This window comes from Pseudonocardia zijingensis, assembly GCF_042657305.1.
GTDB lineage: Bacteria > Actinomycetota > Actinomycetes > Mycobacteriales > Pseudonocardiaceae > Pseudonocardia > Pseudonocardia zijingensis.
Genome location: NZ_JBHSKO010000010.1, coordinates 38780 through 60602 on the forward strand (window position 1 = coordinate 38780; position 21823 = coordinate 60602).

A 21823-nucleotide genomic window follows, 5' to 3' on the forward strand; every position below is an offset into this window, starting at 1 on the left:
GTGTGCGGAGTTTTCGCGCGTTCAGCGTGAGGTGATCGCTTCGGTGGCGCGCCGGCCGGTCCGCTCCCGGCCTTCCCGCCGCTCCCGCATCTGCTGCAGCACCGACCGGGGCAGCAACCGGCCCCGCAGCGACAGGCTGCTGCCGGCCGCGATCCCCGCCGCCACCGTCCGCACCGGCTCGTCCAGCTCGCCCGGCCGCGGGTGCGCGCCGCCGTACCAGCTCGACTCGACCGCACCGACCACCTGGCGCAGCGCCTGCTGCGCGTCCGGCTTGAGGTGGTGCTCGCGCACGAGCCGGCGCGCCGCGGCGCGCACGGTGTCGCTCGGCGGGGTGTCGCAGCCGCGGTCGGCCGACTCGGCCAGCAGCTCGTCCCACCCCGCGCCTGCCGCGCCCTCGCCACCACGGGCCACGGCGGCGAACCTGCGCCTGCGGTGGCGCACCCGCATCGCCGCGGGCACCAGCACGAGGAGCACCCCCACCAGCGCGGCCGCGAACGGCCAGATCGGGATCTCGATCCCGGACGACTCGGACGACGGGGGCGTGGCCTGCGGCTCGCTCGGCTCGGGGCTGCTGGGCTCCGGGGCCGTGTCGTCGTCGCCGGGCAGGGGCTCGGGGACGGGCGCGTCCTCGGCCTCGGCGTTCTCCCGTTGCGCGAGCTCGGCCTGGGCCTCCTCGACGTAGGGCGGGTCGATGCGCCTGCCGTCGGTGAGCGGGGTGGGGTCGAACGCCGTCCAGCCGATGCGCGGGAACCACGCCTCCACCCAGGCGTGGGCGTCGGAGGTGGAGACCGTGCGGTCGCCGCCGTTGTCGACGCCCGCGGTGAACCCGATCGCGACCCGGGCGGGCACGCCGACGGTCCGCAGCATCACGGCCATGGCCGAGGCGAACTGCTCGCAGTAGCCGGTGCGGCCCACGGTGAGGAACTCGACGAGCGCGTCGTCGCCGGAGCCGGGCGCGGTCTGCAGGCTGTAGGTGAACTGGGAGCCGGGGCCTGCGAACCAGTTCTGGATCGCGAACACGCGGTCGAAGCCCGGACCCGCGTTGCCAATGACCTCCCGGGCGATCTCGCCGACGCGCGGGTCGACGCCGGTGGTGTCGAGGTACTCCAGCCCCACGCCCTCGATGCCCTGGGCGGCGCGCAGCTGCTGCATCGACGGGGTGGGCAGCACGGCGCGGTGGCGCCAGCCGTCGTCCTGGCGGGGGCGGCCGGTGTAGCCGGTGCCACTGGCCACGTCGTACTGCCACTGGTCGCCGGGCAGATCGGCGACGTCGATCGGCTCGCCGTAGAGCGGGAGCCAGTAGTCGCGGAAGGCCAGGTTGTCGATCTGGACGTCGACGAACTCGCCCGGCACGTCCGGCTGCTGCTGCACCGGCCCGGGCAGCGCGATGCCGGGCTCCGGGCGGGTGGCCTCCCACCCGCGGTCCGGGACGTACTGGCGCAGGGTGAGCGCGCGCAGGTAGGAGGGACGGCCGAGGCCCTGCACCTCGAACAGCTCGGTGGGCACGGGTTGCTCGAGCTGCCCGCGCAGCGCCGTGAACGGGGTGAGGCCGATCGAGCCCGTCTCCCCGCCCCCGCCGCCGTTGGCGAACCGCCCTGAGGTGCCGACGAACGGCGTGATGACGCCGACGCCGAGCGCCACGACCACGGCGCCCGCCACGAGCGCGGTGCCCCCGGTGAACTGGCTGTGCAGCCCGCCGGCCGCCACCAGCAGCAACCCGAAGCCCGCGGCCGCGCCCGCCATCGCCCACCACGGCAGGAGCTGGTCGGCCAGCGCCGCGGGCACCGCGAACACCGCGAGCAGCGGCACCCCGGCGGCCGCGGGTGCCTTGGCGACCACCGCGGCGGCGTACACGCAGGTGGTCAGCACGCCGAAGGCGGCCGTGACGAGGAAGAGGATCTCCGGGGTGGCCGCCACCGGGGCCGTGCTCGTGTTGATCTGTTGCCCGGCGCCCGCCACGAGCGCGCCGAAGCGGCCGAACGTCGCCGGCCCGGGGAGGAAACCGAGCAGGGCGCCGTCGCCGAAGAAGACCGCGAGGACGACCAGCACCGCCGCGCACTGGCCGAGCAGCGTGACGATCGAGCCGAACCGGTGCAGCACCAGCGCGGCGAGCACCACGACCGTGACGGCTGCCAGCGCGGGGAGCGCCCAGGACCAGCCCTGGACGACGGCGGTGACCGGGCCGCCCGCGAGGACCACCGCCGCACCGGCTGCGAGCGTGGCGACCCACGGAACGCGCGGCCGCTCCGGGGCGGGGGCCGCAGCAGGGGGCGCCGGGGTGGGACGCGCGACCGGTTCCGGTTCCCGTGCCGCAGGCCGCGCGGGTGGCTCCGGCGGCTCGGCGACCGGCGCCCGAGCGGCGGCGCGGCGCGGAGGCGGGGGTGGTGGGGTGCGCCGGGGCGGCGGGGGCGCTGAGCGGGTCATCGGGTGCCCGCCGGGGCGACGGCCTGGGCGGCGACGAGGTGGTCCCACGCCTGGTCCGGGGTCATCGTCGCGGTGGCCACCGCGACGTGCCAGCCCGCGCGTCGCAGGGCGGAGGCGCTCTCGGCGGCGTTGCCGGTGCCCCCGGCCGGGTCCCAGCTCGCGGTGTCGCACAGCACCGCGTGGCCGCCCGCGGGGTGGCGCGCGCACAGCGCCTCGACCTGCCCCGGCGCGAGGGCGCCGAGCACGGCGAGCACTTCGCTGCCGGCCGTGAGCTCGGGCCCGGCGAGGTCGGTGCGCGCCGACGGGCGCAGCCCGGCGAGCGCGTCGAGCAGCTGCTCGCGCCCGGATGCCGAGCCCGGGGGAGTGAGCTCCACGCCGTCCTCGGTGACGAGGGTGACCGGCTCGCCGCGCGCGAGCAGGTGCAGGCAGACGCTGGCCGCGAGGCCCACCGCGAACTCGAGGCTGGAGTCGGCGCCACGGCCGCGGTGGGCGGCGTCGCGGCGGTCGAGCAGCAGGGTCATCCCGCCGCGCCACGGCCGCTCCTCGAGGCGCACCATCAGCTCGTTGTGCCGTGCGGAGCTGCGCCAGTGCACGCGGCGCAGCTCGTCGCCCTGCCGGTACGGCCGGATCAGCACGTCGGTGGCGCCCTGGCCCTGGTGGTTCAGCGCGGCGCCCGCCACGCCCTCGCCCGCGCCGAGTGCGGGCGGCACCCCGCGCAACGGGACGACGCGGGGCAGCACGACCAGCCGTTGCGGACCGGCGAGCTCCTGGTCGAACTCGGCGAGGCCGAGCGGGTCGGTGGCCGTGCCGGTGAGCGGACCCACCTTGTGCAGGCCGCGCAGGACCGGGCGCAGGGGATAGGTCAGCGTGGCCGTGCCGCGGCTGGAGAGCCGGTGCACGGTGAACCGGGGCGGGGCGTCGGCCTGCGCTCCCGCGGCGTCGGGTGCGGCGTCGACCAGCCGCAGCGCACCGAGCAGCGGGCCACCCGCGAGCTCGAGCCGCACGTCGACGGAGACACCCACCGGCACCCGCGCCGGTTCGAGCGTGCGCTCGGCGCTGACCGTGCGGCGGGTGCGCGACGCGAGCAGCAGGGCGAGCAGCGGCAGCAGCGCCACGAACACGCCGACGCGCAGCAGGTCGCGCTCGTCGAGCACGATGGAGCACACCGCGGTGGCGCCGCCGCCCGCGAGCAGGCAGCGCCCGCGCGTGGTGAGCCCGGAGAAGCGACCGCCCGGCACCACGCCTCAGCCGCCCCGGGGCGCCGGAACGGGGTGGCGGCCGAGCAGGCTGCGGACGATGTCGACGGCGGGACGGCGGGACGCCAGCGCGTCGGGCGTGAGCATCAGGCGGTGGGCCAGCACCGGCACCGCGACGGCCTGCACGTCGTCGGGCACCACGAAACCGCGGCCGGCGAGGGCGGCCTGGGCCCGGGCCGCGCGCACCAGCTGCAGGGTGGCGCGCGGGGACGCCCCGAGTCGCACGTCGGGGATGCGGCGGGTGGCGCCGACCAGGTCGACGCAGTACTGACGCACCTCGGGGCCGAGGCGCACCCGGCGGACGGCGTCGATGACCGCGCGCACCCGACGGGCGTCGGTGACGGGGCGGAGCAGGTCGAGCGGGTCGGCGGCGGAGTGCTCGTCGACCATCGCCAGCTCGGCGGCCGGATCCGGGTAGCCGACGCTGACCCGCGCGGTGAAGCGGTCGCGCTGGGCCTCCGGGAGCGCGTAGGTGCCGTCCATCTCCACGGGGTTCTGCGTGGCGACCACCATGAACGGGCTCGCGAGCGCGTAGGTGGCGCCGTCGACCGTGACCTGGTGCTCCGCCATGCACTCCAGGAGCGCCGACTGCGTCTTGGGGGAGGCGCGGTTGATCTCGTCGGCGATCACGATGTTGGCGAAGACCGGTCCGGGCCGGAACTCGAACTCCGTGGTCTGCCGGTTGTAGACCGACAGGCCGGTGATGTCGCCGGGCAGCAGGTCCGGGGTGAACTGCACGCGGCTCACCGAGCAGTCGATGGAGCGCGCCAGCGCCTTCGCGAGGGTCGTCTTGCCGACGCCCGGTACGTCCTCGACGAGCAGGTGGCCCTCGGCCAGCAGGGTGACGAGCGCGACGCGCACGACGTCGGGCTTGCCCACGATCACGCGCTGCACGTTGCCCGCGATCCGGCCGCACAGGTCCGCGACGTCGCCGAGGCCCGTGCCGGGGTCGTCCAGCCCGGGGCGGCTGCTCGTCGCGGTCACGAGTGCTCCTCCGGTGACCTCGCAGGCTCGGTCACGTGCCCTCCTCCGTGGTCCATCGCACGTCTCTGGGGCGAGACGTCCGTCCAGTCTGTCAAACAGCTGATCGCACTCCGCCCCACCGGGTGTGGACAGCCTTCCCCACTCTGCCCCACCGACTCCGCTCGCGCGCCGTTCCTGCGCCGTACGGGCGGCGCAACGCGGGCAACTGCAGGGCCGTTCGAGCGTCCGGAGGGCCGCACGCTCACCGTGCGTGATTGCCGACCGTCGCGCGAGCGGGTGGTCCCCCACTCCGCCCCACCGCCGTTGACCTGGTGTTTTCCGTGAAGTTTCCGGTGCGACGAGCGGCGGTTCGAGTTGACGGTGGGGCGAAGTGGGGTAATGTGGTGATCGCTGGGGCACAACAGGGCCGCAGGGGAGGTGGGGCCGGTGTTCCTCGGCACCTACACCCCCAGGCTGGACGACAAGGGGCGGCTCACGTTGCCCGCGAAATTCCGCGACGAGCTGCGAGGCGGGCTGATGATCACGAAGGGGCAGGACCACTGCCTGTACGTGTTCACGCGCGAAGCCTTCACCGAGCTCGCGCAGAAGGTGGCGTCGGCTCCGCTCACGAGCGAGTCGGCCCGCGTCTTCCAGCGCAACCTCTTCTCCGGCACCGACGAGCAGCACCCCGACGGCCAGGGCCGCATCGCGATCACACCCGAGTTGCGGCGCTACGCGGGGCTCTCGAAGGACTGCGTGGTGATCGGCGCGTTCACCCGCGCCGAGATCTGGGACGCCGAAGCCTGGCAGCGGTACCAGGAGCAGAACGAGGACACCTACGCGAAGGCGCAGGAGGAGGTGCTCCCCGGACTGATCTGACGCACGGGGTGATCGCGGGTGACAAGAACCCGGCGGTGCCCCCACCCGGTAGCCCTGGCGCACCTTCCCCGGTGCCAGGTCTGCCGGGTGGAGGCATCGCCGACGAACCGGTCGGAACCGACGGTCCGGCCGGCCGGCGCGGGGGCGCGGGGGTGGCGACACGGGGCAGGGAGGTGTGCGGTGGGGCAGCATCACCACGAGGGCGGGCCAGCTGGGGCCAGGCACGTCCCCGTGGCCCTGCCCCGGGTCGCCGAACTGCTGCGGCCCGCACTCGCCGACCGGCCCGCGGTGCTCGTCGACGCCACCCTCGGTCTCGGCGGGCACGCAGCGGCGCTGCTGGCCGAGCACCCCCGGCTGACGCTGGTGGGGCTCGACCGCGACCCGGATGCGCTCGCGATGGCCGGGCGCAGGCTCGCCGCGCACGCCGACCGGACCCACCTCGTGCACGCCGTGTACGACCGCATCGCCGACGTGCTCGGGGAACTGGGGCTTCCCCGCGTCGACGGCGTGCTGTTCGACCTCGGCGTCTCGTCCCTGCAGCTCGACGCCGACGAGCGCGGCTTCTCCTACTCGCGCGACGCCGACCTCGACATGCGCATGGACCCCACCACGGGGCCAACCGCGGCCGACGTCCTCAACTCCTACCCGGTGCCGGAACTGGCGCGGGTGCTGCGCGAGTACGGCGAGGAGCGGTTCGCGAGCCGGATCGCCGCGGCCGTCGCGCGGAGGCGGGAGAAGGCACCGCTGCGGCGCAGCAGCGAGCTCGTCGAGCTGCTCTACGAGGCGGTGCCCGCGGCGTCCCGGCGCACCGGGGGGCACCCGGCGAAGCGCACGTTCCAGGCGTTGCGGATCGAGGTCAACGGCGAGCTGGACGCCCTGCGGGCCGCGCTGCCCGCCGCGGTGGACGCGCTCGCCGTCGGGGGCCGGATCGTCGTGCTGGCCTACCACTCGCTGGAGGACCGCATGGTCAAGCGGGAGTTCGCGGCGCGGGCGTCGTCGCGCACACCGGTGGACCTGCCGGTCGAACTACCGGGGCACGGGCCCGAGCTGCGCCTGCTCACCCGCGGGGCCGAGCAGGCGAGCGAGGACGAGATCAGGGAGAACCCGCGGGCGGCGCCGGTCCGCCTGCGAGCGGCCGAACGCATCCGGGAGGCGGCGTGACGGCGCGAGGGCGGGTTCACGAGAAGAAGCCGATGGTCCGGAACGGGGTGGTGTCATGAGTGCTCCAGTCACCGAGCGCGGGCGCACCGCCGTCCGCAGCCGCACCGCGGCGATCCCGGCCCAGCGGGGGCCGGTCGGCGCACCCGCGCCCGCAGCCGAGCCGAGGGCGGCGGGCAAGCGGGCGGACGAGCGGCCGCGCCGGGGTGGCGCGCCGCGCCCGGCGGCACCCGCCGGACGTCCGCAGTTCGTGCTGCTGATCATGGTGTTGCTGGTCGTCGGGCTGGTGGCCACGCTCTGGCTCTCCACGGCCGCGGCCGCCGACTCGTACCGGCTCCAGGACGCCACCGCGGAGGCGCGCGTCCTCAGCGAGCAGGCCGAGCGGCTCAAGCAGGAGGTCGCGGTGCTCGGGTCGGCGCCCGAGCTGGCCCGCCGCGCGGGGGAGCTGGGCATGGTCGCGGTGCGCGACCCGGCCCGGCTCGTGGTCGCGCCGGACGGTGGCGTCGTGGTGGTGGGGGAGCCGCGGGCCGCGGTGGCCCCGCCGCCACCGGCGCCGCCCGCGCCACCGGAGGGTGCGCAGCCGCCGGAGGCGGGTGCCGAAGGGGCCGCACCTGAGGGTGCCGCTCCCGAAGGCACGACTCCCGAGGGTGCCGCTCCGGAGGGTGCTGAAACCGAGGGTGCCGCTCCGGAGGAATCCGGGGCGACGGAGGACGGGGCGGCGCAGCTCGCCGCTCCCGGCGCCGAGGAGTCCACGCCCGAGGCCGTGGACGGCGCCGCGGGGGTTGAGCCGGCCGGCGACGAGGCAGGGGACGGCACCGCCGAGCGGGGCACCGAGGCCCGCGCGGACGGCGGCGGGACGGACGCCGGCTGATGCCGACGGCCCCGCCCCGGCTCCGGTCCGCCGGTGCGGCGGCCCGCAGGCCCACGTCCGCCAGGCCGGCCACACCCCGCCGTCCACCGGACCCCGCAGCCCTCGCCGTGCGCAGGCTCCGCATCGGCAGGGTGCTGCTGGTGATGGTCCTCGCCATCGCGACGCTCAAGCTCGTGGTCGTCCAGACCGTGGAGGCAGGCGAGCTGCGCGCCGCGTCGCAGCGCCAGTCGACGACGAACATCCGGCTCCCCGCCGAGCGCGGGGCGGTGCTGGACCGCGCGGGCGAGCCGCTCGCGTTCAGCGTGGACGCCCGCGCTCTCGTCGCGAACCCGCGGCTGATCGCCCGGACCCGCGGCCCGGACACCGCCCGCTACGCGGGGGAGATGGCCGCCGCCATCGCGCAGGCCACCGGGCAGGACCAGGCCGAGCTGTACAACCTGCTCACCAGCGACCGCGGCTACGTCGTGCTCGCGCGGCTCGTCACTCCCGACGTCGCCCGCGCGCTCCAGGAGCGGTTCCCGGAGATCGCCGACGAGCGGCGCGAGGACCGGCAGTACCCCGGCGGCACCCTCGCCGCGAACGTGATCGGCGCCGCCACCTGGAACGCCGACGAGCGCAAGCTCACCGGCCGGGTGGGGCTGGAGAGCTCGCAGGACAACCTGCTCGCCGGCTTCGAGGGGCTGCGCGTCGTCGACACGGCGGAGGACTCGAACGCCGTCATCCCGGGCAGCACGCGCTTCGAGCGCGCCGCCGTGCAGGGCTCGGACCTGCAGCTCACCCTCGACTCCGACCTGCAGTACACCGTGCAGCAGGCGCTCGTGGACTACGTGCAGCGCACCGGGGCCGACCCGACGTCCTCGGCCGTGGTGCTCGACGCCCACACCGCCGAGGTGCTCGCGATGGCGAACGGGCAGACGTTCGACCCGCGGGACCTGTCGGCCGCCTCACCGGACCAGCTGCGCAACACCGCGGTGCAGTACACGTTCGAGCCCGGCTCGGTGACCAAGGTCGTCACCATGGCCGCGGCGCTGGAGTACGGCATCGCCGGGCCCACCGACGTCCTCACGGTGCCGGGCAGCATCCGCGTCGCCGACCGCACGATCCGCGACTCGTGGAGCCACGGCACCGAGCAGTACACGCTCACCGGGGTGCTGGCGAAGTCGTCCAACGTCGGCACGATCATGACCGCGCAGCGGGTGGGCGAGGAGCGCTTCGCCGACATGCTCGCCCGCTTCGGCCTCGGCCAGCGCACCGGCGTCGGGCTGCCCGGCGAGGAGCCCGGGCAGGTGCCGCCGCGGTCGTCGTGGTCGGGCTCGACCTTCGGCAACCTCCCCATCGGCCAAGGCCTCACCGTCACCACCCTGCAGATGGCGGGCATGCTGCAGACCGTCGCGAACGACGGCGTGCGCGTCCCGCCCCGGATCGTGGCGGGCACCACCGGCGCGGACGGCGTGCAGGTCGCCCCGCCGCCGCCCGAGCCCGTGCGCGTGATCTCCCCCGAGACCGCGGCCACCCTGCGGACGATGCTCACCGCCGTCACCCAGGACGTGCGCGGCCAGCGCGGCACCGGCCACCAGGCCGCCGTGCCCGGGTACGTGGTGGCCGGCAAGACCGGCACCGCGCAGCAGGTGGACCCGAATTGCGGCTGCTACTCCTCCCAGCTGCACTGGATCAACTTCGCCGGGATGCTGCCCGCCGACAACCCGCGCTACGTCATCGCGATCATGCTCGACGCCCCCGACCCGGGCACGAGCGCGGCGCCGCTGTTCCACGACATCGCCACCTACCTCGCCCAGCGCGAACGGCTCCCCGTGAGCGACCAGCCGCCCCCGGTGCAGACGTTGCAGCTGCCGTAGCTGCCGCGCAGTTCGAGGCGGAGTTCAACCCACGGCCTGGGTGCTGAGGCCCGAGCCGTACGTCGCGGCTCGCCCGGGGACTTCGGTGTGCGGTTCGTGGTGGTCGATCGGGCCGAGTCGCACATCGCGGTCGCTGCTCTGCGGTGGTGTGCGACTCGATGCAGCGGGTCGGGCGTGGCCGGTCCGAGTCGTACGCCGTTGCTGGCGTTGCGGCTGCGGTGTGCTGCTCGGCGGCGTCGGCCGGCTTGGGACGGGTCTGGTGGCCGGTGTGTCCCGTGCGGGGAGTACTCCGCTGTTGTCTCCTCTGCTCGGCTGGTGGCCGATCCAGGTGCTCGGACGCGACGGTCAGGTACTTCGCGGGGGCTGTTCGCCACCGTGATCGGTGTCAGCAGCACCTCTCTGCTGTCGCGGCTACCGGGGTGAGCGGCTCGTCGTGGTTGACGAGGCGAGCCGCACGCCGCGGCTGCTGCCGCAACCGTGAGGTGCTGTTCGGTGCGTCGCGCGGGCCGATCGGTTGCGCGGCGACGGTGATCGACGCGGGAAGTACTGCTCGGTCGTCACGGCTGCGGTGGTGTGCGGCTCGTCGTGGTCGATCTGATCGAGGCGCACGCTGCGGCTGTTGCGACGACCAGGAGGTGCTGCTCGGCGGGCAGCGGCCGGCCGGTGGGGCGGTCGCGAGATCGGCCGCGTCGCCTGGGGTGGCTGGTGCGCTGGTGTGCGGTTCGTGGTGGTCGATCGCGTGTGATCTGCTGAGCCGTACACCGCCGCGGTGGTGGCGACGATCAGGTACTTCTCGTGGCACCGGCCGCCACTGTGATCGATCCGGGCAGGACGTAGCTGCTGTCCCGGCTGCAAACGCGTTCGTCTCGTCGTGGTCGATCAGTTCGAGGCGCACGCTGCGGTTGTGGCGGGATACTGCGACGTCAGCAGAAGGAGGGCGTGATGGAGCGGTTCGTCCGGCACGGGGAGGTCGCGCTCTGCGTCGAGGGCATCGGTTCGCCCGACGACCCGGCCCTGCTGCTCCTCGGGGGCAACTCCTGCTCCATGGACGTGTGGGACGACGAGCTGTGCGCGCGGTTCGCCGCGGGCGGCCGTTACGTCGTCCGCTACGACGCGCGCGACACCGGCCGGTCGACGCAGTGGCCCGCGGGGGAGCCGGGTTACACAGGCGTCGACCTCGTCGAGGACGCCCTGCGCGTGCTCGACGGCCTCGGCATCGGGGCGGCGCACCTGCTCGGCGTCTCCTCGGGCGGGGCGATCGCACAGCGCATCGCCGTGGAGCACCCCGGCCGCGTCCGGACGCTCACGCTCGTTGCCACGTCGATCGGCGGCCCGGCGGACGTCGCGTGGGAGGACCTGCCGTCGTGCACGGAGGCGCTCTCGGCGTGGTTCGAGAAGCCCGCTCCCGATCCCGACTGGCGCGACCCCGATGCCGTGGTCGAGTACGTCCTCGCCTCGGAGCGGGTGTTCGCGGGCACCCTCCCGGCGGACGCGGAGCGGGCGGCCGCGCTCGTGCGGCGGGCGGTCGAGCGCACCCCCGACATGGCGGCGGCCTGGAAGAACCACTGGATCGCCGAGGCGGGGCCGCCGATGACCGTCCCGATCGGGACGATCACCGCACCCACGCTGGTGCTGCACGGCACGCACGACCCGCTCTTCCCGTACGGCCATGGCGAGGCGCTCGCGAAGGAGATCCCCGGTGCCCGGCTCGTCCCGCTGCCGGGGATGGGTCACCAGGTGCCGCCGCCCCCGGTGTGGGACGTGCTGGTGGCCGAGGTGCTGCGACACACCGCCGAACGGTGATCGTGACGGCGCGCGGATCACGCTCCGTGCGGTCGGGAGCCGACCGACGCGCCCCGTGGGCCGTCCGGCGCGCGGCCGGGTGACGCGCGGGCGGTGCGCGCAGGGGCGGCCGGTGGCCCGCCGGTAGCCTTCCCCGACGTGTCGCCCGCCCGCCAAGCCCCTCCCGTGCCGGCCGGTGCACCGCCGCGTCCGCGCGGGGTGCGCCCGGTGGAGCTCGGCGTCCTCGGAGCGGCGATCGAGGTCCCGGCCAGGGGATCGGCCACCGTCACGGGGGTCACCCTGCGGGCGTCGGACGCGCGCCACGGCGACCTGTTCGCCGCTCTGCCCGGTTCCCGTGCGCACGGCGCCGACTACGTCGCTGACGCGCTCGCCGGAGGTGCGGCGGCCGTGCTCACCGACCCGGACGGCGCCCGCCGTCCCGTGCTCGCCGGGGTGCCGCTGCTGGTCCACCCGCATCCGCGGCAGGTGCTCGGCGCGCTGGCCGCGCTCGTGTACGGCGACCCGACCGCGGGTTTGCGGGTGCTCGGCGTCACCGGCACCAGCGGCAAGACCACCACGGCGCACCTGCTCGAGGCGGGGCTCGCGGCCGCGGGCAGGCCCAGCGGGCTGGTCGGCACGATCGGCACGCGCATCCACGGCCGGAGTCTGCCCACGGCCCTGACCACGCCGGAGGCGCCGGACCTGCAGGCGCTGTTCGCGGTGATGGCCGAGGACGGCGTCACCGACGTGGCGATGGAGGTGTCCAGCCACGCGCTCGCGATGGGCCGGGTGGCGGGCACGCGGTTCGCGGTGGCCGCCTTCACCAACCTGTCGCAGGACCACCTGGACTTCCACCGCGACATGGAGGACTACTTCGAGGCCAAGGCCGCGCTCTTCGACGGCCGGGCCGAGCACGCCGTGGTGTGCGTCGACGACGAGTGGGGGCAGCGGCTGGCCGCGCGCACCCCGGGCGCGGTCACGGTGTCGACGTCGGGGCCCGCGCGGTGGCGCGGCGTCGACGTCCGCACGGACGCCGACGGCACCCAGACCTTCACCGCGATCACCCCGGACGGGGCCCGGCTGCCGGTGCGGCTGCAGCTGCCCGGCGCGTTCAACGTGGCCAACGCCGTGGTGGCGCTCGCCTGCCTGGACGCGGTGGGCGTGCCCGCCGCGGCGGCCGCCGAGGGCTTCGCCGGCGTGGCGGTGCCCGGCCGGATGCAGCGCGTCGACGAGGGGCAGCCCTTCCTCGCCGTGGTCGACTACGCGCACAAGCCGGGGGCGGTGGCCGCGCTGCTCGACGCGCTGCGCCCGCAGGTGCCCGGCCGGCTGATCGTCGTGCTCGGCTGCGGCGGCGACCGCGACCGCGGCAAGCGCCCGATGATGGGCGCGGCGGCCGCGGCGCGCGCGGAGGTGCTGGTGGTCACCGACGACAACCCGCGCACCGAGGACCCGGCCGCGATCCGCGCCGAGATGCTCGCCGGTGCGCGGGCCGAACCGGCCGCGGGGGACGTGCTCGAGATCGGCGACCGGCGCACCGCGATCGCCGCCGCCGTGGCGTGCGCGCAGCCGGGGGACGCGGTGGTCGTCGCAGGGAAGGGGCACGAGACGGGCCAGGAGGTCATGGGCGTCAAACACCCCTTCGACGACGCCGCCGAGCTGGCTGCGGCGCTTCAGGGCACGCGGTGACGGGCCGTGTGCACCGGGATGATCGGATAGGCCCGATGAGCGGGACAAGAGCATGATCGAGATGCGGTTGGCCGAGGTCGCCACCGTCACCGGTGGGCGGCTCCACCGGGCTTCCGGGGACGAGCGGGTCTCCGCGGTCGAGTTCGATTCGCGGGCGATCGGGCCGGGTGGCCTGTTCATCGCCCTGCCGGGTGAGCGGGTGGACGGGCACGCCTTCGCCGCGGCCGCGGTGGCCGCCGGGGCGGCGGGTGTGCTCGCGGGGCGCGAGGTCGACGCCCCCGCTGTCATCGCGCCGCCGGTGGGCCGGCAGGAGGGCACCTACCTCGCCGAGAGCGACCACGACGGCGCCGGGGCCGCGGTGCTCGCCGCGCTCGCGGCCCTCGCCGGGCACGCGGTGCGGGCGCTGCCCGCCACGGTCGTCGGGGTCACCGGCAGCTCCGGGAAGACCTCCACGAAGGACCTGCTCGCCGCGGTGCTGGCCCCGCTGGGGCCCACGGTGGCGCCGCCCGGGTCGTTCAACAACGAGCTGGGCCTGCCGTGGACGGTGCTGCGCGCCGACGAAGCCACCCGCCACCTGGTGCTCGAGTTCTCCGCCCGCGGCACCGGGCACATCGCGCGGCTCGCCGCGGTGGCCCCGCCCCGGATCGGGGTGGTGCTGAACGTGGGCCGCGCGCACGTCGGCGAGTTCGGCTCGGTGGAGGCGATCGCGCAGGCGAAGGGCGAGCTGGTGGAGGCGCTGCCCGCCGACGGGGTGGCCGTGCTCAACGCCGACGATCCGCTCGTCGCCGCGATGGCGAACCGCACGCGCGCGCGGGTGGTGACGTTCGGGCGCTCGGCTGCCGACGTCCGGGCCGAGGACGTGCGGCTCGAGGGCGCCCGCGCCCACTTCACGCTCGTGACGCCCGCCGGGCGCGCCCCGGTGGCGCTGCGCCTCGTGGGCGAGCACCACGTGGCCAACGCGCTCGCGGCCGCCGCGGTGGCGCTGGAACTCGGGGGCACGCCCGAGGGGGTCGCCGCCGCGCTGGGCGCCGCGGAGCCCGCGTCGAAGTGGCGGATGGAGGTCACCGACCGGCCCGACGGGCTCACGGTGGTCAACGACGCGTACAACTCGAACCCCGAGTCGATGCGGGCCGCGCTCTCGGCGCTCGCCGCGATCGGCGGGGGCCGCAGGCGCACCTGGGCGGTGCTGGGCCCGATGGCCGAGCAGGGCGACGGTGCGCGGGCCGTGCACGCCGAGATCGCCGCCGCCGCGCGCGAGCTGCGGATCGACCGGCTCGTGGGCGTCGGCACGGCCGACTACCCGGGCGCGGAGCTCACCGCCGACGTGGGGGAGGCGATCGACCTGCTGCGCGGCGAGGCGCGGCCCGGCGACGTCGTGCTGGTGAAGGCGTCGCGCTCGGCGGGGCTGGAGCGGGTGGCCGAGGGGCTGCTGCACGAGCCGGGACCGGTGCCGCGGTGAGAGGTGTCTTCATCGCCGCGGGCGTGGCGCTCGCGGTGTCGATCCTGCTCACCCCGTACCTGATCCGGTTCTTCTCCCGGCAGGGGTTCGGGCAGGAGATCCGGGCCGAGGGCCCGCAGAGCCACCAGGCGAAGCGGGGCACGCCGACCATGGGCGGCGTCGCGATCCTGCTCGCGATCTGGCTGGGCTACCTCGTCTCGCACGCGCTGACCGGCGAGCCGATCACGGCCTCGGCCCTGCTCGTCCTGTTCCTCACCACGGCGCTGGGGATGGTCGGTTTCCTCGACGACTTCATCAAGCTGCGCCGGGCCCGCAACCTGGGCCTGAACAAGACCTCGAAGACCGTGGGCCAGGTGCTGACGGCCACGATCTTCGGCATCCTCGCGGTGCGGTTCACCAACGACGCCGGGCTGGCCCCGGCCTCGGACAGCCTCTCGTTCGTCCGCGACATCACGGTGCTGTCGTTCGGCACGGTCGGGTTCGTGCTGCTCGCCAACCTCATCATCGCGGGCTGGTCGAACGCGGTGAACTTCACCGACGGCCTGGACGGGCTCGCGGCAGGCACGGGTGCGATCGTGCTGGCCACGTACACGATCATCGGGTTCTGGCAGTTCCGCAACAACTGCGCGATCGCCAGCGCCGCGGGCTGCTACCAGGTGCGCGACCCGCTCGACGTGGCGCTCGTCGCGGCCGCCGCGATGGGGGGCTGCATCGGGTTCCTCTGGTGGAACGCCGCACCCGCCCGCATCTTCATGGGCGACACCGGCTCGCTGGCGATCGGCGGACTGATCGCCGGGCTGTCCATCGTGACGCGCACCGAGCTGCTGCTGGTGGTGATCGGCGGTGTGTTCGTGGTGGAGGTGCTGTCGGTGGCCGTGCAGATCGCGGTGTTCCGCACCACGCGCCGCCGCGTGTTCCGGATGGCCCCGTTCCACCACCACTTCGAGCTGGCGGGCTGGGCCGAGACCACCGTGATCATCCGGTTCTGGTTGCTCGCCGCCATGTGCGCCGCGCTCGGCCTGGGCCTCTTCTACCAGGAGTGGCTCACCGCGGCGGGCGGCGGCTGACCCCGGGTGGTCGTGAGTGGGTACGAGGGCTGTAGCACTCTTATCCACTCACGGCATGTCCGCTCACGGCATGTCCATCGTCGGTGAACCAGTGGGAGCGTGACCGCGGAATGAGGCCCGACGAGCTGGCCGGCGCACCGGTCCTCGTGGCCGGGGCCGGGGTGTCCGGGCTCGCGGCCGCGGCCGCCCTCGTCGAGGCCGGGGCCCGGGTCACCGTCACCGACGCCCGGCCCGCGGCGCTGGCCGACCTGCCGCCGGGCGCCGAGGCGGGCGCCGACCCGGACGTCGTGCCGCCCGGCACCGCGCTCGTGGTCACCTCGCCCGGGCGGCGCCCGGACCACCCGCTCGTGGCCGCCGCCGCGGCGGCCGGGGTGCCGCTGGTGGGGGAGCCGGAGCTCGCGTGGTGGCTCGGGCAGGCCCGCGAGCGTCCGCCCGTCTGGCTCGTGGTCACCGGCACCAACGGCAAGACCACCACCACCGGGATGCTCGCGGCGATGCTGCGCGCCGCCGACCGCGACGCCGTGGCCTGCGGCAACATCGGCTACCCCGTGGTGGACGCGGTGCGGGCGGGCCACGACGTGCTGGCCGTGGAGCTGTCGAGCTTCCAGCTGCACTGGTCGCCCTCGATCCGGCCGCTCGCCGGCTGCGTGCTCAACGTCGCCGACGACCACCTCGACTGGCACGGCTCGTTCGCCGCCTACGCCGCCGCGAAGGCCGCGGCGCTGCGCGCGGACGTCGCGGTCGCCGGGGTGGACGACCCGCCTGCCGCCGCGCTGCTCGCCGAGGCGCCCGCGCCGCGGCGGGTGGGCGTCACGCTGGGGGAGCCGGGCCCCGGTCAGCTCGGCGTCGTCGACGGGGTCCTGCTGGACCGCGCCTTCAGCGACGACCCGGACGGCGGGCGGCTCACCGAGGCCGCCGCCGTGCACCCGGGCGGGGCGCCCGGTGTGCTCGACGCGCTGGCCGCGGCCGCGCTCGCCCGCGCGGCCGGGGTCGGCCCGGACGCCGTCCGCGCCGGGCTGGACGACTTCCGGCCCGGCCCGCACCGTGGCGGGGTGGTGGCCACCGTCGCCGGCGTGCGCTACGTCGACGACTCCAAGGCCACCAACCCGCACGCGGCAGCCGCGTCGCTCGCCGCGCAGGCGCCCACCCCGGTCGTCTGGATCGTCGGCGGGCTGCTCAAGGGCGCGGCCGTGGACGACCTCGTCGCCCGGCACGCCCGCGGCCTGCGCGCCGCAGTGGTGATCGGCACCGAGCGCGCGGAGATCCTGTCCGCCCTCGCGCGACACGCGCCCGACCTCCCCGTGGCCGAGGTCGTGCCGGGCGACGATGCCCCCATGCCGGAAGCCACCCCGTCGGACAGCGCGTCGTCCGCCGACGTCATGACCACCGCCGTCCGGCGGGCCGCCGCCCTGGCCCGGCCCGGCGACGTCGTGCTGCTCGCGCCCGCCGCGGCGTCGATGGACCAGTTCACCGACTACGCGCAGCGCGGGCTGCGGTTCGCGCAAGCAGCGGCCGGGTTGGCCGCCTCCACACCGGACCGGGTGCCGTGACCGTGCCGTTGCCGCGGGGCGGGGAGCGGGGCCGGTCGGCGCGCCCGCCGTCGAAGGGCGCGGCGAAGGCGGCTGCCTCCAGGACCGGTGCGGCGCGCACGGCCGTGGCGCGCCGCACAGGGGTGCGCGGGCTCGGGGTGAGCCCGCACGGGGTGCGCCAGGCGGTCGGCCGCACGGCCGCCGCGCTCAACCAGTGGTTGCGCCGCCCGCTCACCTCGCTGCACCTCGTGCTCGGGGTGTTCGGCCTGCTCACGTTGTTCGGGCTGGTCATGGTGCTGTCGGCGTCGTCGGTGGAGTCGCTCACCGCCGACGGCTCGTCGTATTCGGTGTTCACCCGCCAGCTGATGTTCTGCGTGCCCGGGCTGCTGATGTTCTGGCTCGGGCTGTGCATCTCCCCGCGGCGGCTGCGCGCGCTGGCCCCGGCCGCGCTCGTGGTGGGCGCGCTGGCGCTGGTGGCGGTGCTGTTCGTGGGGGAGACCCGCAACGGGTCCCGGGCCTGGTTCGCGATCGGGTCGTTCTCGGTGCAGCCGTCCGAGGCGGTGAAGGTGGCGCTCACGCTGTGGGGCGCCCACGTGCTCGTCGCCCGCCGGGCGGTCATGCACCGCTGGAAGTACGCGCTCTCCCCGGTCGTCCCGGTCACCGTCGTGCTGCTGACGCTGCTGGTGCTGCAGCCCGACCTGGGCATGACGATCTCGCTGGGCGTGGTGCTCGTGGCGCTGCTCTACTTCGGCGGCGCGCCGATGCGGCTGATCCTCACCCTCTCCGGCGGCGCCGCGGCCGGGGCCATCGCCCTCGCGCTCTCCGCCGAGTACCGGATGAGCCGCATCACGGCCTTCCTCAACCCCGAGAAGGCCGACCCGCAGGCGGCGGGCTTCCAGGCCCAGCAGGCGCTCTACTCGCTCGCCGACGGCGGGCTGTTCGGCCAGGGCCTCGGGCAGGGCCGCGCCAAGTGGAGCTACCTGCCCAACGCCCACAACGACTTCATCTTCGCGATCGTGGCCGAGGAGCTGGGCTTCATCGGGGCGTTCGTGGTGCTCGCCCTGTTCGCCACGCTCGCCTACACCGGCTTCCGGATCGCGGCGCGCAGCTCCGACCCGTGGCTGCGGCTCGTGGTGGCGACGTCCACCACGTGGCTCGTCACCCAGGCCGCCATCAACATCGGCTACGTCGTGGGGCTGCTGCCGGTGACCGGGCTGCAGCTCCCGCTGATCTCCTCGGGAGGCACGTCGCTCGTGGTCACCATGTTCGTCTTCGGGGTGCTCGCCAACGCGGCGCGGCACGAGCCGGAGGCCATCGCCGCGGTCAAGCAGCACGGCGAGGGGCCCATCGCCCGGTGGCTGAGGCTGCCCGCGCCCCAGCCGTACCGGGCGCCGGTGGCCCGCCCACCCGCCGAGCGGGGGCGGGTGCGATGACCGGGCCGTCCCTCGTGGTCGCCGGTGGCGGGAGCGGCGGGCACATCGAGCCCGCCCTCGCCTTCGCCGACGCCGTGCGCGCCCTGCGCCCCGACGCGCGCGTCACCGCGCTGGGCACCGAGAAGGGCCTGGACACCACGCTCATCCCGGCCCGTGGCTACCCCCTGGAGCTGATCCCGCCGGTCCCGCTGCCGCGCAAGCCCACCGCCGACCTGCTGCGGCTGCCGGGCAAGGTCCGCAGCGCCGTGGGCCGGGTGCGCGAAGTGCTCGCGGGCGTCGGGGCGCAGGCGGTGGTCGGGTTCGGCGGCTACGTCGCGCTGCCCGCCTACCTCGGCGCCCGGGGCCGCGTCCCGATCGTCGTGCACGAGGCGAACGCCCGCGCCGGGCTGGCCAACAAGGTGGGCGCGCGGTTCGCCGACATCGTCGCCGTGGCCGTGCCCGGCAGCGGGCTGCCCGGTGAGCGGGTGGTGGGGATGCCGCTGCGGCGCTCCATCACCGCGCTGGACCGGGCCGGGCTGCGGGGGCAGGCCAGGCAGTTCTTCGGCCTGCCGCCGCAGGGGCCGGTGCTGCTCGTCTTCGGCGGCTCGCTCGGGGCCCGCACGCTCAACTCCGCCGTCACGGCCGCGCTGCCCGAGCTGCTGCGCGCCGGGGTCGCCGTGCTGCACGCGCACGGGAAGGGCGGCGAGCCCGCCCCGCCTGCCCCCGGCTACATCGGCGTGCCCTACATCGAGCGCATGGACCTGGCCTACGCCGCCGCCGACGCCGTGCTCTGCCGGGCGGGCGCCACCACGGTGGCGGAGGTGTCGGCCGTGGGCCTGCCCGCCGTCTACGTGCCGCTGCCGCACGGCAACGGCGAGCAGTCGCTCAACGCCCGCCCGGTGGTGGCCGCGGGTGGCGGGGTGCTGGTGGACGACTCCGACCTCACGGGGCAGCGCGTGGTCGCCGAGCTCGTGCCGCTCCTGCACGACCCGCGGCGGCTCGCCGAGGCCGGGGCGGCAGCCCGCTCGTCGGGGCACGCCGACGCCGCCGATACGCTCGCCCGCCTGGTCCTGGAGCTGGTCGGAGCCACTCCCGAACCTGCCACGCAGGTGCTGCCCCCGTGGAGGGACCGATGACCGAACCGACGCTCGAGAAGCGCGTGCACCTGATCGGGATCGGTGGTGCCGGGATGAGCGGCATCGCCCGGATCCTGCTGGCCAGGGGGGCCGCGGTGTCCGGGTCGGACGCCAAGGACTCCCGCACCGTGCTGGCGCTGCGCGCGTTGGGCGCCGACGTCGCCGTCGGGCACGACCCCGCGCACCTGCCGGTGCCGCCTGCCACCGTGGTGGTGTCGTCCGCGATCCGCGAGACCAACCCGGAGCTCGCCGCCGCCCGCGAACGCGGCCTGCCGGTGGTGCACCGCGCCCAGGCGCTCGCCGCGCTCACCGCGGGGCGTCGCCTCGCCGCCGTCACGGGCACCGCGGGGAAGACCTCCACCACGTCGATGCTCACCGTCGCGCTGCAGCACTGCGGCCTCGACCCGTCGTTCGCGATCGGCGGCGACCTCGCCGCGTCCGGGTCGGGCGCCCACGAGGGCAGCGGCGACGTGTTCGTCGCCGAGGCCGACGAGAGCGACGCCTCGTTCCTCGCGTTCTCGCCCACCGTCGCCGTGGTGACCAACGTCGAGGCCGACCACCTCGACCACTACGGCAGCCCCGAGGCGTACGTGGCGGCGTTCGACGAGTTCCTGGGCCGGATCGTGCCCGGCGGCGTGCTCGTCACGTGCCTGGACGACCCCGGCGCCGCCGCGCTCGCCGACCGCGCCCGGGAGCGCGGCATCCGCGTCCGCGGTTACGGGCGCACCACCGCGGCGGACGCGCGGCTCGTCGACTTCCGCCCGGACGGCACCGGCGCCCGGGTCGCGCTGTCCTACCGCGGCCACGAGCACCTGCTGCGCCTCGCCGTGCCCGGGGAGCACATGGCCCTCAACGCGCTCGGTGCGCTGCTCGCGGGCGTCGAGCTCGGCGCGGACGCCGACGGGTTGCTCGCCGGGCTCGCCGCGTTCGACGGCGTGCGGCGGCGCTTCGAGTTCCGCGGCCGCGCCGCGGGCGTGGCCGTGTACGACGACTACGCCCACCACCCGAGCAAGGTGGCCGCCCAGCTGCGGGCCGCGCGCCAGGTCGTCGACGGCCGCGGCCGCGTCGTGGTGGCGTTCCAGCCGCACCTCTACTCCCGCACCCGCCAGTTCGCCGCCGAGTTCGGCGGGGCGCTCGGGATCGCCGACGAGGTGGTCGTCCTCGACGTCTACGGCGCCCGGGAGGACCCGCAGCCCGGCGTGAGCGGCGCCCTCATCGCCGACGCCGTGCCGCTGCCCCCCGACCGCGTGCGGTTCGTGCCCCGGTGGGAGGACGTGCCGTCCGTCGTGGCCGGGGTCGCGGCCGCGGGCGACCTGGTGATCACGATGGGCGCCGGTGACGTCACCGTGCTGGCCCCGGAGATCCTGCTCGAGCTGGAGCGGGAGGAGCGGGGATGACCCGGCGCCCGCGCGGGGGCCGTGGCGGCGACCGCGCGCTCGCCGAGCGCCCGGCCGCCCGGCCACCCCGGGATCCCGACCGCTTCCCGCCCCGTCCGGTGTCGAAGGAGCGCTACCGGCGCCGCCGCCTCGCCGCCCTGCTCGCCGGGGTGTTGCTGCTCGTCGGGATCGGCTTCGGCGTGCGGGTGCTGCTCTACGACGCCGGCCTGTTCGACGTCGAGCAGGTGGAGGTCGCGGGCGCGGTCACGGTGCCCGAGGGCGACGTGCGCTCCGCGGCGGCCGTGCCCGCTGGGGTGCCGCTCGCCGCCGTCGACACCCACGCGGTGGCCTCGCGGGTGGCCGGCCTGCCTCCCGTGGCGTCGGTGCACGTCGCGCGCTCGTGGCCGCACACGATCGTCGTGACGGTCACGGAGCGGGTGCCGGTGGCCACGGTGTCCACCGCTCAGGGCCCCGCCCTCGTCGACCGCACCGGCGTCGTCTACCGGGGCGCGCCCACCGAGGGCCTGCCCCGGCTCACCACCTCGCCGCGCCCCGGCGACCCGGCCACGCTCGCCGCCGTCGAGGTGCTCGGCTCACTGCCCGACGACCTGCGCGCCCAGGTCGAGACCGCGGGCGCCGCCGTCGCCGCGCCGGGCGCCCCGGGCCAGGTGACGCTGCGGCTGGTGGAGGACCGGGAGGTCCGGTGGGGCACCCCGGACCGCGCCGCGGAGAAGGCCGCCGTGCTCGCCGCGCTGCTCACCGAGCCCGGCACGGTCTTCGACGTGTCGAGCCCAGACCTGCCCACGATCCGCCGCTGACCCGCGCGAACGGGGCCCGGACGCGCGCGTTCGCGCTGATCGGGTGGCGCCGGGTCGCCCGCTATGGTGAGCCCCGGCCCCCGCGCGCCCGTTCTCGCGGGCCGGAGGGGAAGATCAGTCTCGAAGATCAACCCCTTTGGGGGCTGGCGCG

General features: G+C 75.9%; 16 protein-coding genes. 13 read left to right on the forward strand and 3 right to left on the reverse strand.

Annotation, left to right across the window (positions count from 1 at the left end; genetic code table 11):
* Positions 1 to 21: 21 nt before the first annotated feature.
* The 3 genes from ACFPL3_RS20480 to ACFPL3_RS20490 all read right to left on the reverse strand — a co-directional run bounded on the left by ACFPL3_RS20480 (position 22) and on the right by ACFPL3_RS20490 (position 4637).
* Complete coding sequence (locus tag ACFPL3_RS20480) at positions 22 to 2199, reverse strand: transglutaminase TgpA family protein (RefSeq protein WP_379589552.1); 2178 nt, start codon at positions 2197 to 2199, stop codon at positions 22 to 24.
* A gap of 221 nt (positions 2200 to 2420) precedes the next feature.
* On the reverse strand, positions 2421 to 3662 hold the full coding sequence (locus tag ACFPL3_RS20485; RefSeq protein WP_379589553.1) for a DUF58 domain-containing protein: 1242 nt from the start codon (positions 3660 to 3662) through the stop codon (positions 2421 to 2423).
* A gap of 6 nt (positions 3663 to 3668) precedes the next feature.
* A complete protein-coding gene (locus ACFPL3_RS20490; protein WP_343944039.1) occupies positions 3669 to 4637 on the reverse strand; it encodes an AAA family ATPase in 969 nt (322 codons plus the stop codon).
* 453 nt (positions 4638 to 5090) lie between these two features.
* On the opposite strand from ACFPL3_RS20490, the gene mraZ reads away from it, so the two are divergent.
* From mraZ to ACFPL3_RS20555, 13 genes are all read left to right on the forward strand, one after another.
* Complete coding sequence (gene mraZ, locus ACFPL3_RS20495) at positions 5091 to 5522, forward strand: division/cell wall cluster transcriptional repressor MraZ (protein WP_343944037.1); 432 nt, start codon at positions 5091 to 5093, stop codon at positions 5520 to 5522.
* Positions 5523 to 5702: 180 nt separating this feature from the next.
* Entirely contained in the window at positions 5703 to 6683 is a 981-nt protein-coding gene (gene rsmH, locus ACFPL3_RS20500; protein WP_343944036.1) for a 16S rRNA (cytosine(1402)-N(4))-methyltransferase RsmH, read from the forward strand.
* Between the two features lie 55 nt (positions 6684 to 6738).
* Positions 6739 to 7551 (forward strand): cell division protein FtsL, encoded by an 813-nt coding sequence (gene ftsL / locus ACFPL3_RS20505; RefSeq protein ID WP_379589554.1) that lies wholly within the window; start codon positions 6739 to 6741, stop codon positions 7549 to 7551.
* Positions 7551 to 9407 carry a peptidoglycan D,D-transpeptidase FtsI family protein gene (locus ACFPL3_RS20510; protein ID WP_343945203.1) on the forward strand — a complete coding sequence of 619 codons (1857 nt, stop codon included), beginning with the start codon at positions 7551 to 7553 and terminating at the stop codon, positions 9405 to 9407. The genes ftsL and ACFPL3_RS20510 overlap by 1 nt, the downstream gene beginning before the upstream one ends.
* Before the next feature lie 942 nt (positions 9408 to 10349).
* Positions 10350 to 11210 carry an alpha/beta fold hydrolase gene (locus ACFPL3_RS20515; RefSeq protein WP_343945204.1) on the forward strand — a complete coding sequence of 287 codons (861 nt, stop codon included), beginning with the start codon at positions 10350 to 10352 and terminating at the stop codon, positions 11208 to 11210.
* A 198-nt stretch (positions 11211 to 11408) separates the two neighbouring features.
* Positions 11409 to 12875 (forward strand): UDP-N-acetylmuramoyl-L-alanyl-D-glutamate--2,6-diaminopimelate ligase, encoded by a 1467-nt coding sequence (locus ACFPL3_RS20520; protein ID WP_379589586.1) that lies wholly within the window; start codon positions 11409 to 11411, stop codon positions 12873 to 12875.
* A 52-nt stretch (positions 12876 to 12927) separates the two neighbouring features.
* Positions 12928 to 14334, forward strand: coding sequence for a UDP-N-acetylmuramoyl-tripeptide--D-alanyl-D-alanine ligase (locus ACFPL3_RS20525; RefSeq protein WP_343945206.1), 1407 nt, complete (start codon positions 12928 to 12930; stop codon positions 14332 to 14334).
* The gene (gene mraY, locus ACFPL3_RS20530; protein WP_343945207.1) at positions 14331 to 15401 is read left to right on the forward strand and encodes a phospho-N-acetylmuramoyl-pentapeptide-transferase; all 1071 of its coding nucleotides are present in this window, start codon (positions 14331 to 14333) and stop codon (positions 15399 to 15401) included. The genes ACFPL3_RS20525 and mraY overlap by 4 nt, the downstream gene beginning before the upstream one ends.
* A gap of 110 nt (positions 15402 to 15511) precedes the next feature.
* Positions 15512 to 16951, forward strand: a complete 1440-nt coding sequence (gene murD / locus ACFPL3_RS20535; protein ID WP_379589555.1) for a UDP-N-acetylmuramoyl-L-alanine--D-glutamate ligase — start codon at positions 15512 to 15514, stop codon at positions 16949 to 16951.
* Positions 16948 to 18363 (forward strand): putative lipid II flippase FtsW, encoded by a 1416-nt coding sequence (gene ftsW, locus ACFPL3_RS20540; protein ID WP_343946798.1) that lies wholly within the window; start codon positions 16948 to 16950, stop codon positions 18361 to 18363. Before murD ends, ftsW begins: the two co-directional genes overlap by 4 nt.
* Complete coding sequence (murG, locus tag ACFPL3_RS20545) at positions 18360 to 19478, forward strand: undecaprenyldiphospho-muramoylpentapeptide beta-N-acetylglucosaminyltransferase (protein ID WP_343946797.1); 1119 nt, start codon at positions 18360 to 18362, stop codon at positions 19476 to 19478. Before ftsW ends, murG begins: the two co-directional genes overlap by 4 nt.
* Entirely contained in the window at positions 19475 to 20875 is a 1401-nt protein-coding gene (gene murC, locus ACFPL3_RS20550) for a UDP-N-acetylmuramate--L-alanine ligase (protein WP_343946796.1), read from the forward strand. The genes murG and murC overlap by 4 nt, the downstream gene beginning before the upstream one ends.
* Entirely contained in the window at positions 20872 to 21672 is an 801-nt protein-coding gene (locus ACFPL3_RS20555) for a cell division protein FtsQ/DivIB (RefSeq protein ID WP_343946795.1), read from the forward strand. Before murC ends, ACFPL3_RS20555 begins: the two co-directional genes overlap by 4 nt.
* Positions 21673 to 21823: the final 151 nt, after the last annotated feature.